10 protein-coding genes are annotated in these 13,483 nt (G+C 66.2%); 8 read left to right on the plus strand and 2 right to left on the minus strand.

Features of this window, described 5'->3' with window-relative positions; translation table 11 throughout:
* Positions 1-10: 10 nt before the first annotated feature.
* The 3 genes from RS899_RS08490 to RS899_RS08500 all read left to right on the plus strand — a co-directional run bounded on the left by RS899_RS08490 (position 11) and on the right by RS899_RS08500 (position 5,324).
* Positions 11-1,006: an HAD family hydrolase gene (locus RS899_RS08490; protein WP_315809617.1), complete on the plus strand. Its 996-nt coding sequence runs from the start codon at positions 11-13 to the stop codon at positions 1,004-1,006.
* Between the two features lie 108 nt (positions 1,007-1,114).
* On the plus strand, positions 1,115-2,689 hold the full coding sequence (locus RS899_RS08495) for an arylsulfatase (RefSeq protein ID WP_054907956.1): 1,575 nt from the start codon (positions 1,115-1,117) through the stop codon (positions 2,687-2,689).
* A 124-nt stretch (positions 2,690-2,813) separates the two neighbouring features.
* The gene (locus RS899_RS08500; protein ID WP_315810414.1) at positions 2,814-5,324 is read left to right on the plus strand and encodes a fused MFS/spermidine synthase; all 2,511 of its coding nucleotides are present in this window, start codon (positions 2,814-2,816) and stop codon (positions 5,322-5,324) included.
* A 21-nt stretch (positions 5,325-5,345) separates the two neighbouring features.
* On the opposite strand, the gene RS899_RS08505 is transcribed toward RS899_RS08500, so the two are convergent.
* Together RS899_RS08505 and aspT are read right to left on the minus strand one after the other, a co-directional pair.
* Positions 5,346-5,954, minus strand: a complete 609-nt coding sequence (locus tag RS899_RS08505) for a hypothetical protein (RefSeq protein WP_054907958.1) — start codon at positions 5,952-5,954, stop codon at positions 5,346-5,348.
* A 63-nt stretch (positions 5,955-6,017) separates the two neighbouring features.
* Positions 6,018-7,706 (minus strand): aspartate-alanine antiporter, encoded by a 1,689-nt coding sequence (gene aspT, locus RS899_RS08510; protein ID WP_315809618.1) that lies wholly within the window; start codon positions 7,704-7,706, stop codon positions 6,018-6,020.
* A gap of 249 nt (positions 7,707-7,955) precedes the next feature.
* On the opposite strand from aspT, the gene RS899_RS08515 reads away from it, so the two are divergent.
* The 5 genes from RS899_RS08515 (at position 7,956) to RS899_RS08535 (ending at position 13,483) form a co-directional block, all read left to right on the plus strand.
* Complete coding sequence (locus tag RS899_RS08515) at positions 7,956-8,552, plus strand: paraquat-inducible protein A (RefSeq protein WP_233298851.1); 597 nt, start codon at positions 7,956-7,958, stop codon at positions 8,550-8,552.
* Entirely contained in the window at positions 8,549-9,184 is a 636-nt protein-coding gene (locus RS899_RS08520; protein ID WP_315809619.1) for a paraquat-inducible protein A, read from the plus strand. Before RS899_RS08515 ends, RS899_RS08520 begins: the two co-directional genes overlap by 4 nt.
* Positions 9,165-10,805: an intermembrane transport protein PqiB gene (locus tag RS899_RS08525; protein ID WP_315809620.1), complete on the plus strand. Its 1,641-nt coding sequence runs from the start codon at positions 9,165-9,167 to the stop codon at positions 10,803-10,805. The genes RS899_RS08520 and RS899_RS08525 overlap by 20 nt, the downstream gene beginning before the upstream one ends.
* 24 nt (positions 10,806-10,829) lie before the next feature.
* The gene (locus tag RS899_RS08530) at positions 10,830-11,363 is read left to right on the plus strand and encodes a PqiC family protein (protein WP_315809621.1); all 534 of its coding nucleotides are present in this window, start codon (positions 10,830-10,832) and stop codon (positions 11,361-11,363) included.
* Between the two features lie 146 nt (positions 11,364-11,509).
* Positions 11,510-13,483, plus strand: coding sequence for a BCCT family transporter (locus tag RS899_RS08535; protein WP_054907964.1), 1,974 nt, complete (start codon positions 11,510-11,512; stop codon positions 13,481-13,483).

Below are 13,483 nucleotides of genomic sequence, written 5' to 3' on the forward strand. Positions count from 1 at the left end.
GGGATGTGACATGCCTTCGTACCTCGCGCGACCGATTGCCCGCTGGATGCTTCTGCTGCTCTGCCTGCCGCTGCTGGTTCAGGCGGCGGACGCGTTGCCATCGTGGAACGAAGGGCCCTCGCGGCAGGCGATCATCGAGTTCGTCGAGGCCGTGACCCACGAGGGCGGCAAGGACTTCGTGCCGCCGGCCGAGCGCATCGCCGTGTTCGATAACGACGGTACGTTGTGGAGCGAGCAGCCGATGTACTTCCAGGTGCTCTTCGCCCTGGACGAGGTGAAGCGGCAGGCGCCGCAGCATCCGGAGTGGAAGCAGAAGCAGCCGTTCAAGGCGGTGCTCGAAGGCGACCAGAAGACCCTCGCCGCCAGCGGCATGAACGGCATCCTGGAGATAGTTGCCGCCACCCATTCGGGGATGAGCACCGAAGATTTCATCGCCAACGCCCGCCGCTGGCTCGCCAGCGCCAAGCACCCGCGCAGCCACCGGCCCTACACCGAGATGGTGTTCCAGCCGATGCTGGAGCTGCTGGGCTACCTGCGGGCCAACGGCTTCAAGACCTACATCGTCTCCGGTGGCGAAGTGGCGTTCATGCGCGCCTTCGCCGAAGAGGTCTACGGCATTGCGCCGGAGCAGGTGATCGGCACCACCCTGGGCAGCCGCTTCGAGGACCGCGACGGCAAGTTGTCGATCCAGCGCCTGCCCAAGCTGGTGCACAACGATGACGGCCCCGGCAAGCCGGAGAGCATCGATAGCATCATCGGCCGCCGGCCGATCCTGGCCTTCGGCAACTCCGACGGCGACCTGCAGATGCTGCAGTGGACGACCACCGGCAAGGGGCTACGCTTTGCCGGCCTGGTGCACCACACCGACGCCCGGCGGGAGTGGGCCTATGACCGGGAGAGCAAGGTCGGGCGCCTGGACAAGGCGCTCGATGAGGCGAAGAGCAAGGACTGGGTGGTAGTGGACATGGCAAAGGAATGGAAGCGGATCTACCCGTTTGATCAGTAACGCCAACAAGTGAAAACCGCAGGGGCACGGGGATCTCCAGTCGAGCAGTCGGTATCTCCAGTGACGCAGTCGTGGCAAACGATGAGTAACTGGAATGGAGAGACAACAATGAAGCGCACGGGAAGATGGTTATCGCAGTTCGCCCTCGCGGCGACCGCGATAGTGGGGTGTACGGTTGCCAGCGCTGCTGACAAGCCGAACATCCTGGTGATCTTCGGCGACGATATCGGCCAGACCAATATCAGCGCCTATTCGTTCGGAGTGGTCGGCTACCAGACGCCGAACATCGATCGTATCGCCAAGGAAGGCATGATGTTCACCGACTACTACGCGGAGAACAGCTGCACCGCGGGGCGTTCGACCTTTATCACCGGGCAGTCGATCCTGCGTACCGGGCTGTCGAAGGTGGGCATGCCGGGCGTCCCGGTCGGCCTGCAGGACCGCGACGTCACCATCGCCCAGGCGCTCAAGGCCCACGGCTATGCCACCGGCCAGTTCGGCAAGAACCACCTGGGCGACAAGGACGAGTACCTGCCGACCAAGCACGGCTTCGACGAATTCTTTGGCAACCTGTACCACCTCAACGCCGAGGAAGAGCCCGAGCGCCCGTACTGGCCCAAGGACGACCCGGACTTCGTCAAGGCCGCCTCGCCGCGCGGCGTGCTCAAGGCCACCGCCGACGGCAAGATCGAGGACACCGGTGCGCTGAACAGCAAGCGCATGGAGACCATCGACGACGACACCACCCAGGCCGCCATCAACTTCATCGACAAGCAGGTCAAGGCCGACAAGCCGTTCTTCGTCTGGATGAACACCACGCGCATGCACGCCTTCACCCACGTGCGCGAGTCCATGCAAGGGCAGAGCGGCATGCCGGGCAACGAGTACGCGGATGGCATGATCGAGCACGACGGCGACGTCGGCAAACTGCTCAAGGCGGTGGATGACCTGAAGATCGCCGACAACACCATCGTCATCTACACCACCGACAACGGGCCGAACCAGTGGTCCTGGCCGGACGCCGCAACGACTCCGTTCCGCAACGAGAAGAACTCCAACTGGGAAGGCGCCTACCGTGTACCGGCGATGATCCGCTGGCCGAACCACGTCAAGCCGGGCAGCGTGTCCACCCAGATGTTCTCCGGGCTGGACTGGTTCCCGACGCTGTTGGCCGCCATCGGTGACACCGACATCAAGGACCGCCTGCTCAAGGGCGCCGATATCGGTGGCAAGAACTTCAAGGTGCACCTGGACGGCTACAACCAGCTCGACTACCTGACCGGCAAGACCGACAAGGGTGCGCGAAACGAGTTCTACTACTTCAACGACGACGCCGAGCTGGTGGGCATGCGCTTCGGTGACTGGAAGATCGTCTGGTGCGAGCAGCGTGCACCGGGCGGGCTGAAAGTCTGGAGCGAGCCGTTCACCTGCCTGCGGGTACCCAAGCTGTTCAACCTGCGGATGGACCCCTACGAGCGGGCGGACGTGGTGTCGGACCAGTACTACGACTGGCTGACCAAGAACGACTACCTGATCTTCCAGGGCACTCGCAAGGCCGCAGCCTTCCTGCAGACGTTCGTCGATTACCCGCCGAGCCAGCGCCCGGCCAGCTTCAGCATCGATCAGATTCGCAAGGATGTGGACGCGAAGATCGAAGCGAAGATGAAGCAGGGCAGCAAGTAGTGATCCACGCATTGGGCAGCGCTCCGGCATTGCCCACCTCGATCCCCGCGGCAGCTGTGCTGTCGCGGGGATTCTTCTGTTCGACAAGGTTGTCTCGATGCCGTCACCTGTCAGTTCGTCGACCATGAATGCTCGCCCCGCCAGACAGGCTGCCGTTGGCGTTCCGCGCCGGCTGGCCATGTGGATGCCGGCTCTGCTGCTGTTTGCTTCCGGCGGCGCGGCGCTGGTGTTCCAGGTGCTGTGGGTGAAGCAGTTGTCGCTGGTGGTCGGTGTGGAGGTGTACGCCGTGACCACGGCGATCAGCGCCTTCTTCGCCGGCCTGGCGCTGGGAGGACTGGCGTTCGGGCGGCTCGCCGATCGGCTGGCGCGGCCGCTGCGACTCTATGCGGCGCTGGAGGTCCTGGTGGCGCTGCTGGCCGTCGCGTCTACCGTGGCGCTGGCCAATGCCGCCAGCGCCTTCGCGTTTCTGGAGGAAGCCTTCGGCATCCTGGCCTGGGCGCTGCCGTTGGTGCTGGTGGGCGTGCCGGCATTCTTCATGGGCGGCACGCTGCCGGTGCTGGTGCGCGCCGTGGAGCCCGCCGACGGGCAGATGGGCCGCACGGGCGGCGGTCTGTACGCTGCCAATACCGCCGGCGCCATCGCCGGTACGCTGATGGCGGCGTTCGTCTTCCTGCCGATGCTTGGCGTGCTGGCGAGCGCCTTTGCGGCGGCTGTGTTCAATCTGATTGCTGCCGCAGGCGCGCTGACGCTGCGGCGCGAGGCCGCCACGCCAGTGATCGCAGGTGAATCGCTGGCCGCTCCGCGCAGCAAGGCGGCGCGCCTGGCCATCGCCCTTTACTGCGTGGCGGGTGGCGTCGCGCTGGGTTACGAGGTGGTCTGGACGCAATCCATCGTCCAGTTCATGAGCACCCGGACCTTTGCCTTCGCCGTGGTACTGGCCACCTATCTTTGCGGCCTGGTGCTGGGCAGCGCCCTGTATGCCCGGCGCGCGGACCGCCTTCGCGACCCCTGGGGCCTGTTCGGCCTGCTCATCGCAGCGGCCGGGTTGCTGGCCATCCTGCAGGTCGCCGGGCTGGGTAGCTGGCTGGTCGGCTTGCAGACCCGCGCCGAATGGCTGGTGCTGCAGGCCGGTGGCAGCGAACTGGCGGGCATGTGCGCGCGCTTCGCCGTGGCCGCGCTGTGCGTGGTGTTCCTGCCGACCACCCTGCTGGGGGCCGCGTTCCCCATCGCCCTGCGCTTGGCGGTGGATCAGCAGCACGTGGGCCGCGACGTGGGCGTGGTGGTGGCGCTCAATACCCTGGGCGGCATCGTCGGCGTGATGCTGACCGGTTTCGTCCTGGTGCCGGGGATCGGCCTGGTGCGTACCTTGGCGGTCCTCGGAGCTTTGGCTGCGCTCATCGGCCTGCTGGCGGTCTGGCGGGGGGAGGGCGTGGGCAAGGTCCTGCGCATTGGCGTCGCCATGGTCGCGGTCCTGACGCTGGCCATCGGCGCGCTGACGCCAGCGCAGCACCTGGCGCAGCTGATGCCGGGGGCGCGCAACGGCCAGATCAGCTTCTATGCCGAGGGCCGCGGCGGCACGGTGGCGGTGATCGAGCAGGGCCGGGGCGACAACCGTTTCAGCCGTCTCTACATCCAGGGCGTTTCCAACACCGGCGATGCCATGCCGTCGCTGCGCTACATGCGACTGCAAGCGCTGTTGCCGCTACTGATCCATAACGGCGAGCCGCGTTCTGCGTTGGTCATCGGTTTCGGCACGGGCATTACCGCAGGCGCGATGCTGCGTTATCGCGACCTGCAGCACCCGGTGGTGGCCGAGTTGCTGCCCGAGGTACTGGCGGCCGCCCCGCGCTTCAAGGGCAACTTCGACGCGATCCACGACCCGCGCCTGGATATCCGCCTGCGCGATGGTCGGCGTGAGCTGCTGCGCAGCGCCGAACACTACGACATGATCACGCTCGAACCGCCACCGCCCTCGGCTGCCGGGGTGGTCAACCTGTACTCGCGGGACTTCTATGAGCTGGCGGCGTCGCGGCTGGAGGAGGACGGCATAGTCGCCCAGTGGTTGCCGCTGCCGACGCAGAACGATGAGGAAAGCCGCTCGCTGGTGCGCAGCTTCATCGATGTCTTCCCCAATGCCACGCTCTGGACGACCGAGTTCCACGAAATGCTCCTGGTTGGCTCGCTGCGGCCCCTGCACCTGGATGTGACGCGCATCCGCGCGCGCTTCGAGCAGCCCGACGTGGCCCAGGCCTTGAGCGAGGTCGGCATCGATTCGGTCGAAGCACTGCTCGCCACCTGGGTGACCGATCGCGATGGCCTGGTGCGGTACGCCGGCGATGCGGCGCCGGTGACCGACGACCAGCCGCGCATCGAGTACGCGCCCTGGGTTCGCTCGAAGGAAATTGCCCGTGTCCTGCCGACGTTGCTGGCCCTGCGCACCGCACCGCCCCTGGAGAACGCCGTGCCTTCGGTTCGCGCCTCGGTAGACGATAACTGGGCAAGGCTGCGGCGCTTCTACGACATGAGCCTGAGCGCCTATCGCGGCGACCGCCAGGCCTGGGCCCGCGAGGCGCGGCAGGTGGTCCGGGAGGACGGCGACAACCCCTACTACCGCTGGTTCCTCGGCGAGCGCTGAGCCCCCGGCGCGTGGCCCGCGTCAGGGCTGCGGGCTGCCATCCTCGCCCATGTGCCGGGCGGCCAGCTCCAGGGCGCCGAGCCCGCCCCGGCGCAGGCAACCCAGCAGGGGCAGCCAGGGGATATCGGTGATCCGTACCGAACTGGCGGGAACCATCCGTACTTCACCGGCGGTGCCGCCGGCTGGTCCGCCATCCGGCAGGTAGACGAGCAGCCAGTCGTCGCGCTCCTCGAAGATCAGCGCGAAGCGAAAACCGACGTCCTCGCTCACCAGGCCGACCTTCGCCGCCCCCACGTCATCCATCCCGGTGAAACGTGCGGCGGCGTCCTTGAGCAGCGGGTAGCCCGGCAGGTTGCTCAGCAGCCGGTCCTCCAGCGTCTGCAGCGCCGCGCTGGCTGCGCGGGTCCTGGCCAGCAGCCCGGCGAGGAAGCACAGCAGGGCGAGCAGGACGATGCAGGCCAGGGTGATCTCCGTGACACCCAGCGCGGTGAAACCGGTGAACAGCGGGAGGAGTTTCTGTACCGGCGGCGTGAGCAGGTGGATGGCCTTCTCGACCAGGACGAACACCAGTACCAGCGGCAGGATGAACAGCAGCCCACCGGCGATGGTGGTGCGGATGAACTTCAGCATTTCGACCTCCTTGGGGAAGCCGGCCGACGACAGCGCAACGCAGCCGGTGAATCGATGGCGGGCTCAGCCTGCCGTGACGGCGACGATGATCGGACCGCACACCGCCAGCAGTACGTTGGAAATGGCGTAGCACACCGTGAAGCCAATGACCGGTGTATTGCTGCCGGACTGCTCGATGATCTTGTTCATCGAGGCCGCTTCGGTCTGCGCGCCGGCCAGGGCGCCGAACAGGATCATCGGGTGCAGCCCCAGGACGTAGCGGCCGAAGTAAAGCGTCACCAGCGGCGGGATGATGGTCACCAGGGCGCCGGAGAGCAGCAGCGCCGCGCCCTGGCTCTGGATCGCGGCGATGGCGGCGGGGCCGGCCAGCAGCCCCACCACGGCGCCGAAGGCGGTCAGCCCGAACTCCGAGAAGGCCCATTGTGCGGCCGGGGGCAGGGCGCCCACTTCGGGATGCCGCGAGTTGTACCAGCCGATCAGCAGGCCGGCGAGCAGCATGCCGCCACCGATGCCCAGTTCCACCGGAATCATGCCGATGTGGGTGGAGAGCATGCCGACCAGCGACCCCACGACCATGCCCAGGGTATGGATGGCGATATCGCTCTTGTAGTTGTTCGCCCGGATGCGGCCGATCTGCGCTGCCAGCGCCTCGACGCTGGCCGTACGGCCGACCAGGGTGATGACGTCGCCACGGCGCAGCACGGTGTCGGGCAGCAGCGGCAGCTCCAGGCCTTGCCGGGTGATGGAGCGGATGTAGCAGCCCATTCGGTCGGCGCCGACCAGCAGCGTCTTGATCTGGTGGATGGTCTTGCCGGCCAGCCGGGGCGAGGTCAGGACGATGTCGGCATCGCGGGTGGCGAAGGACATGCTGTCGGGGTTGTCGATTTCCGGGCCGATCCAGTCGTTGAGGTCGGCCACGGCTTCGCGCAGGGCGTAGACGCCGAGGATGTCGCCGCTCTCCAGTCGCAATTGCGGGTCGCGCTCGAGAATCTGACCGCCACGGATGACCCGCTCCACGCTCAGCGCGGCGTGCAGCGCCTCGACATCGGCGATGCGCTGGCCTATCGCTGCCGCCGACTGGGCACGATGGGCACGGACGACGATACGGGTGTAGGGAATGCTGATGGCGTTCTCTTCGCGCTCGATGCCCAGCTCCCGTTCCAGCTCGCGCGCGCTCTGGCGCAGGTCGACGCGCAGCAGCTTCGGCGCGATGCTGCCGACGAAGACGATCAGGCCGATGGTGCCGAACAGGTAGGTAATGGCATAGGCCACCGCCATGTGGCTGTTGAGCTGGCTCTTGGCGGCATCGTCGATGGCCAGCTGGGAAATGGCGCTGCTCGCGGTGCCCATGATCGCCGTGTCGGTCAGCGCTCCCGCGCCCAGGCCGGCGGTGAAGCCGGCGTCGAAGTGGAACAGGTGATACATGCCGAGGATGACGCCCAGGGCAGTGGCGCAGAGCACCACGGAAAGCAGTACCAGCTTCAGGGTGCCGCGATTGAGGCTGCCGAAGAACTCCGGGCCGCTCTTGAAACCGACGGCATAGATGAACAGCGCGAAGAACACCGACTTCAGCTCATGGGGCACTTCCAGGCCGATCTGCCCGATCAGCAGGCCCATCAGCAGCGCGCCGGCGACCGAGCCCAGGTGAAAGCTGCCGATCTGTATCCGCCCCAGCAGAACCCCCAGGGAGATCGCCAGGAACACCGCAATCTCGGGGTTGGCGCGCAAGGCGTGGAGGAAAAAATCGAGCATCGACGCGGCTCCCTGTCGAAGTGGCGTCCGTGCAGTATGGACGGTGAATGCCGAGCTGCCGTTATGCAGTGGAGTGTGGAACGAGTTTCTCTTTAGTGCGATTTCGCCGCGCGACCCCCACCATCGAAAATCCTCGACTAGTCTTGTGCAGACTTCATGTGGATCGCTCCAGAGCCTGTGCCCAGGCTCTCGTCGTGGATAGCGATTTCCCTGGCCGGCGCCGTGCGCCGGCTCACCACGAGAGCGCCCATGGCAGCAGCCAGCGACCTGATCATCTGTGAGTACTGCGATGCGGTGTACGAACGCCAGCCGCTGCAGCGACACCAGCGTGCACTGTGCGTGCGCTGCGGCGGGGTACTGCATCGGCACAACTCACTGTCAGTACAACAACGCCTGGCGCTGGCGCTGACCGGCGCGGTGCTGCTGGCCTTCGCCAACAGCTACCCGGTGATGACCATCAGCATGCAGGGCCTGAGCAATTCGGCGACGCTGTGGGACGCGGTGATGATCCTGAGCAGCGGCCCTATCACCTTCATCGCACTGGTGACAGCACTGGCCATCATCCTCGCGCCGGCGCTGCAGGTAGCGCTGCTGATCTGGGTGCTCGGCTTCGCCCTGGCCGGCCGCCGCGCGCCGGCCTTCGCCGGGTGCATGCGCTGGCTGGAGTCGTTGCGCCCCTGGAGCATGCTGGAGGTCTGCCTGCTGGGCACCATGGTCGCGGTGATCAAGCTGGCCGGCCTGCTCGATGTGATACCCGGTATCGGCCTGCTGGCGATGGCCGCGCTGAGCGTGCTGATCATCTACATCGCCGGCAAGGACATCCGCGATCTCTGGGAGCGGGTATGAATACGCCCCCGCTCGCCGCTCACCTGAACCTGTGCCTTTGCCACGGCTGCGGCGCCGCCTGCGATACGCGCAGCGGCGGCCATCATTGCCAACGCTGTGGCGCCCCCTTGCACCTGCGCAAGGCCGATGCCATCACCCGCGGCTGGGCGTACCTGGTGGCGGCGCTGATCTTCTACGTGCCGGCCAACCTGTTGCCGGTCATGCATACCGAGATGCTCGGCCAGGGCATCGACAGCACCATCGGTGGTGGCGTGCTGGAGTTCTGGGAAAGCGGCGCCTGGGACATCGCGCTGATCATCTTCATTGCCAGTATCGGCGTGCCGGCGATCAAGTTCTTCTCCCTCGGGCTGCTGCTCTGGACTGCCCAGCGCCGCAGCAACTGGGCACGTCGGCAGCGTTCGCAGCTGTACCGCTTCGTCGAGCTGATCGGCTACTGGTCGATGCTCGACGTGATGGTCGTCGCGCTGGTGGCGGCCCTGGTGCAGATGCATGAACTGGGCACCATCGAGCCGCGCGCCGGCATCCTGTTCTTCGGCATGGTGGTGGTCCTCACCATGCTTTCCGCCATGAGTTTCGATCCACGACATATCTGGGACGACGGAGATCCGATCGATGGAGCAGGACACCCCTAAGCACGCCGCCCCCGGACAGCCGCAGGTACGCACGCGGCGCTGGAATGTATCGCTGGTCTGGATCGTGCCGATCGTGGCGCTGCTGGTGGGCGCTTCGCTCATCGTGCGCAACTGGATGGAGCAGGGGCCGACCATCGAGATCTCCTTCCGGACGGGGGAGGGCCTGGTCGCGCACAAGACCCAGGTGAAGTACCGCAGCGTGGTGATCGGCGAGGTCGAAGGCGTCGAGCTGGCCAAGGACAAGAAGAGCGTCACCGCCAGCGTCAAGCTGAACAAGGAGGCCGAATCCTTCGCCACCGAGGGTGCGAAATTCTGGGTCGTGCGGCCACGCATCGGCGCTGGCGGCGTGACCGGCGTCGACACGCTGTTGTCGGGCAATTTCATCGGTGCCGACGCCGGTGAATCGAGTGCGCCGAAGAAGCGCTTCACCGGCCTGGAGCTGCCGCCGCCGATCACCTACGGGGAGAAGGGCAAGAGCTTCGTCCTGCGCGCCGACGACCTGGGCTCGCTGGATATCGGCTCGCCCATCTACTACCGCAAGATTCCGGTGGGCCAGGTGACTTCCTACGCCTTGCGCAGCGATGGCAAGGGCGTGGACCTGGGCATCTTCGTCGAGTCGCCCAATGACGCTTTCGTGACCCAGAACACCCGGTTCTGGAATGCCAGTGGCGTTGACGTCAACGTCAGCGCCAACGGCCTGAAGGTGAACACCGAATCGTTGTCCGCGCTGCTGGTCGGCGGGCTGGCCTTCGGCACGCCCGAGGGCAGCGAGGAAACGGCCGCCGCCCAGGACAACGAAGCCTTCGACCTCTACGTCGACCGCGACAATGCCCTGGCTCCGCCCACCGGCCTGCCGCAGTACCTGCGCCTGCGCTTCGACCAGTCGATGCGCGGCCTGAGCGTGGGCGCGCCCGTGGAGTTCATGGGTGTCGATTTCGGCAAGGTCACCAACATCCAGCTGGACTACGACGAGAAGCTGCAGATTTTCCCGGTGGTGGTCGATGCGGTGATCTACCCGCAGCGCCTGGGGCCCGTGCACCAGAAGATGCTCAAGGTCTTCAACAGCAGCGTGGGCGACCAGGGCGGCGTCACCCGCGTGATCGGCAGCTTCGTCGAGCACGGCATGCGGGCCCAGGCGCGCAGCGGCAACCTGCTGACCGGGCAGTTGTATATCTCGCTGGACTTCTATCCGGACGCCAAGCCGGTGGCCTTCGATGCCAGCGCGCGGCCGCTGCGCATCCCGACGGTGCCCAGCAGCCTGGCGAAACTCCAGGAACAGTTGCAGGCGGTGGTCGACCGCATCGGCAAGCTGCCGCTGGAGCGCATCGCCAACAACCTAGACGGCAACCTGCGTGAGTTGCAGGGCAGCCTCAAGCAGTTCAATACGCAGACTTTGCCGGGCGTCACCCGGACGCTCGATGAGGTGCGCACCACGCTCGCCACGGCCAACTCGGCGCTGGGCGAGAACTCGCCGCAACGGGAAAAGCTCAGCGACACCCTGGATGAGCTGGACCGCATGTCGCGCTCGTTGCGTGACCTGTCCGACTACCTCGGGCGCCACCCGGAATCCTTGATCCGTGGTCGTCCGAAGAACGCCAACGCCGACAACCTGCAGCCCTGATTCGCGTACAAGGAGAGACTTCAGATGCCGAAGCTGCCCATGCTGCTCCTGGCCGCACTGTTCCCCGTGTTGTCGGGCTGCAGCAGCGCTCCGATCCACTACCACACGCTGGTTCCCGCACAGCCGGGCAGCCCCGCCAGCGGCCAGGTACGCGTCGAACGGGTGGAGATGCCGCCGCAGGTCGATCGCTCGCAGATTGTCGTCCGCCAGGGCGGCAGCGGGCTGTCGATCCTGGAAACCGAATGGTGGGGCGCCAACCTGGTGGACGAGTTCCGCAATGCCCTGGAGGACCAGCTCGGTGCTCCGGGGCCAGGCGCTGCGCGGCTGCGCGTGGAGGTGCAGCGCTTCGATTCGGTGCCGGGCCAGTACGCGCTGCTCGATGCCCGGTGGCGCCTGCAGCGGCCCGGCGCGAACAAACCGCTGACCTGCCGCAGCAGCCTGCAGACGGCGGCCAACGATACCGTGGACGGGCTGGTGGTCGCGCACCAGGCCAATGTGCGCAAGTTCGCCGCACTGGTGGCGCAAGCGAACGCCAATGGCGCCACGCGTTGTCCTTGATGCTTGGGGCCGGACGGCGCCGGGCCGGGCGCCTATCGATACTTTACGAGTACTGAACGCGATACCCTTGGACCGGCGTGCCACCACGCACGCCGTGGCTTGCAGGTTGGTGCGCGCGATGTCGTTGCACAGGAGAAACCTTCCCGATGAGCTCATCCGGCAAGCCAAGGACAACCCTGAACCCTCCGGTTTTCTATACCAGCGCGGCGCTGATCCTGCTGCTGGTGCTCTACGCCGTACTCTTCAAGAGCCAGGCCCAGACGCAGTTCGAACACATCCAGCAGTGGATCTTCACCAACGCCAGCTGGTTCTACATCCTCGCGGTGGCGCTGATCCTGATCAGCGTGGTGTTCCTCGCGGTCAGTCGCTACGGCGACATCAAGCTCGGACCTGATCACAGCGAGCCCGAATATCGCAGCAGCAGCTGGTTCGCCATGTTGTTCTCCGCCGGCATGGGCATCGGCCTGATGTTCTTCGGCGTAGCCGAACCGGTGATGCACTTCACCAGCCCGCCGGTGGGCGAGGCGGGGACGGTCACCGCGGCTCGCGAAGCGATGAAGATCACCTTCTTCCACTGGGGCCTGCATGCCTGGGCGATCTACGCCATCGTCGGGCTGATCCTGGCCTACTTCAGCTTCCGCAAGGGCCTGCCGCTGACGTTGCGCTCGGCGCTGTATCCGCTGATCGGCGAGCGCATCTACGGCCCGATCGGCCATGCAGTGGACATCTTCGCCATCCTCGGCACGGTGTTCGGCGTCGCCACCTCACTGGGTTATGGCGTGCTGCAGATCAACAGCGGCTTCCACCACCTGTTCGGCCTGCCGGTGAATGCGACCGTGCAGATCATCCTCATCGCCGCGACCTGCGCCCTGGCGACACTCTCGGTGGCCAGCGGCCTGGACAAGGGCATCCGTATCCTTTCCGAGCTGAACCTGGCGCTGGCGGTGATCCTCATGCTGTTCGTGCTGCTGCTCGGCCCGACCGTGTTCCTGCTGCAGACCTACGTGCAGAACACCGGTGCCTACCTCTCGGACATCGTCAACAAGACCTTCAACCTCTATGCCTACGAGCCGACCGACTGGATTGGCGGCTGGACCCTGCTGTACTGGGGCTGGTGGCTGTCCTGGTCGCCGTTCGTGGGGCTGTTCATCGCGCGCATCTCGCGCGGGCGGACCATCCGCGAATTCGTCTGCGGCGTGCTCTTCGTCCCGGCCGGCTTCACCCTGCTGTGGATGACCGTGTTCGGCGATTCGGCGATCCACATGATCCTCAACGAGGGCGTGACCACCCTGGCGGCGGTCGTCGACCAGGACAGTTCCCTGGCGCTGTTCGCCTTCCTCGAGCACTTCCCGCTATCCAGCGTGGTGTCGATGGTCGCGGTGCTGATGGTGGTGGTGTTCTTCGTCACCTCGGCAGACTCCGGGGCGCTGGTGGTGGACATGCTTGCTTCATCGGGGCACTCCCACTCGCCGTTGTGGCAGCGCATCTTCTGGTCGGTGAGCATTGGCGTGGTGGCGGTGGCATTGCTGCTGGCGAACGGGCTGAAGGCCCTGCAGACAGCGACCATCGCCAGTGCGCTGCCGTTCTCGGCGATCCTGCTGGCGTCCATCTGGGGGCTGTTCCGCGCGCTGCACCTGGATGCCACGCGACGCGGCCTGCGCCACCAGTCGCTACCTGCGCCGCGGCATGCGCCACACCACGAAGGCGGTTGGCAGCGGCGCTTGCGGAGTATTGCCATGCGCCCCCGACGCGCCCATGTGACCCGCTTCATTGCCGAGGTCGTGCGCCCGGCTTGCGAGGAAGTGGCCGCCGAGTTGCGCAAGCAAGGCCATGACGTGCAGGTGCTGGAGCGCGAAGATGGCCGCGTGGCCCTGGAGCTGGCGCAGCCGGGGGAGGGCCATTTCCTCTATGAAGTCCGCCCGCGGGCCTTCACCAGCCCCAGCTTCGTTCTGCTGGATGAAGACGAGGGCACCGAGGCGCGCAAGTACTTCCGCGCCGAGGTTCACCTGCGCGAAGGCGGGCAGGATTACGACGTGATGGGGTGGAACCGCGACGACGTGATCTCCGACATCCTCGACCAGTACGAGCGGCACCTGCATTACCTCCACGTCGTGCGCTGA

The sequence above is a fragment of the Pseudomonas sp. C9-3 genome (assembly GCF_032392015.1).
Lineage (GTDB): Bacteria > Pseudomonadota > Gammaproteobacteria > Pseudomonadales > Pseudomonadaceae > Pseudomonas > Pseudomonas nitroreducens.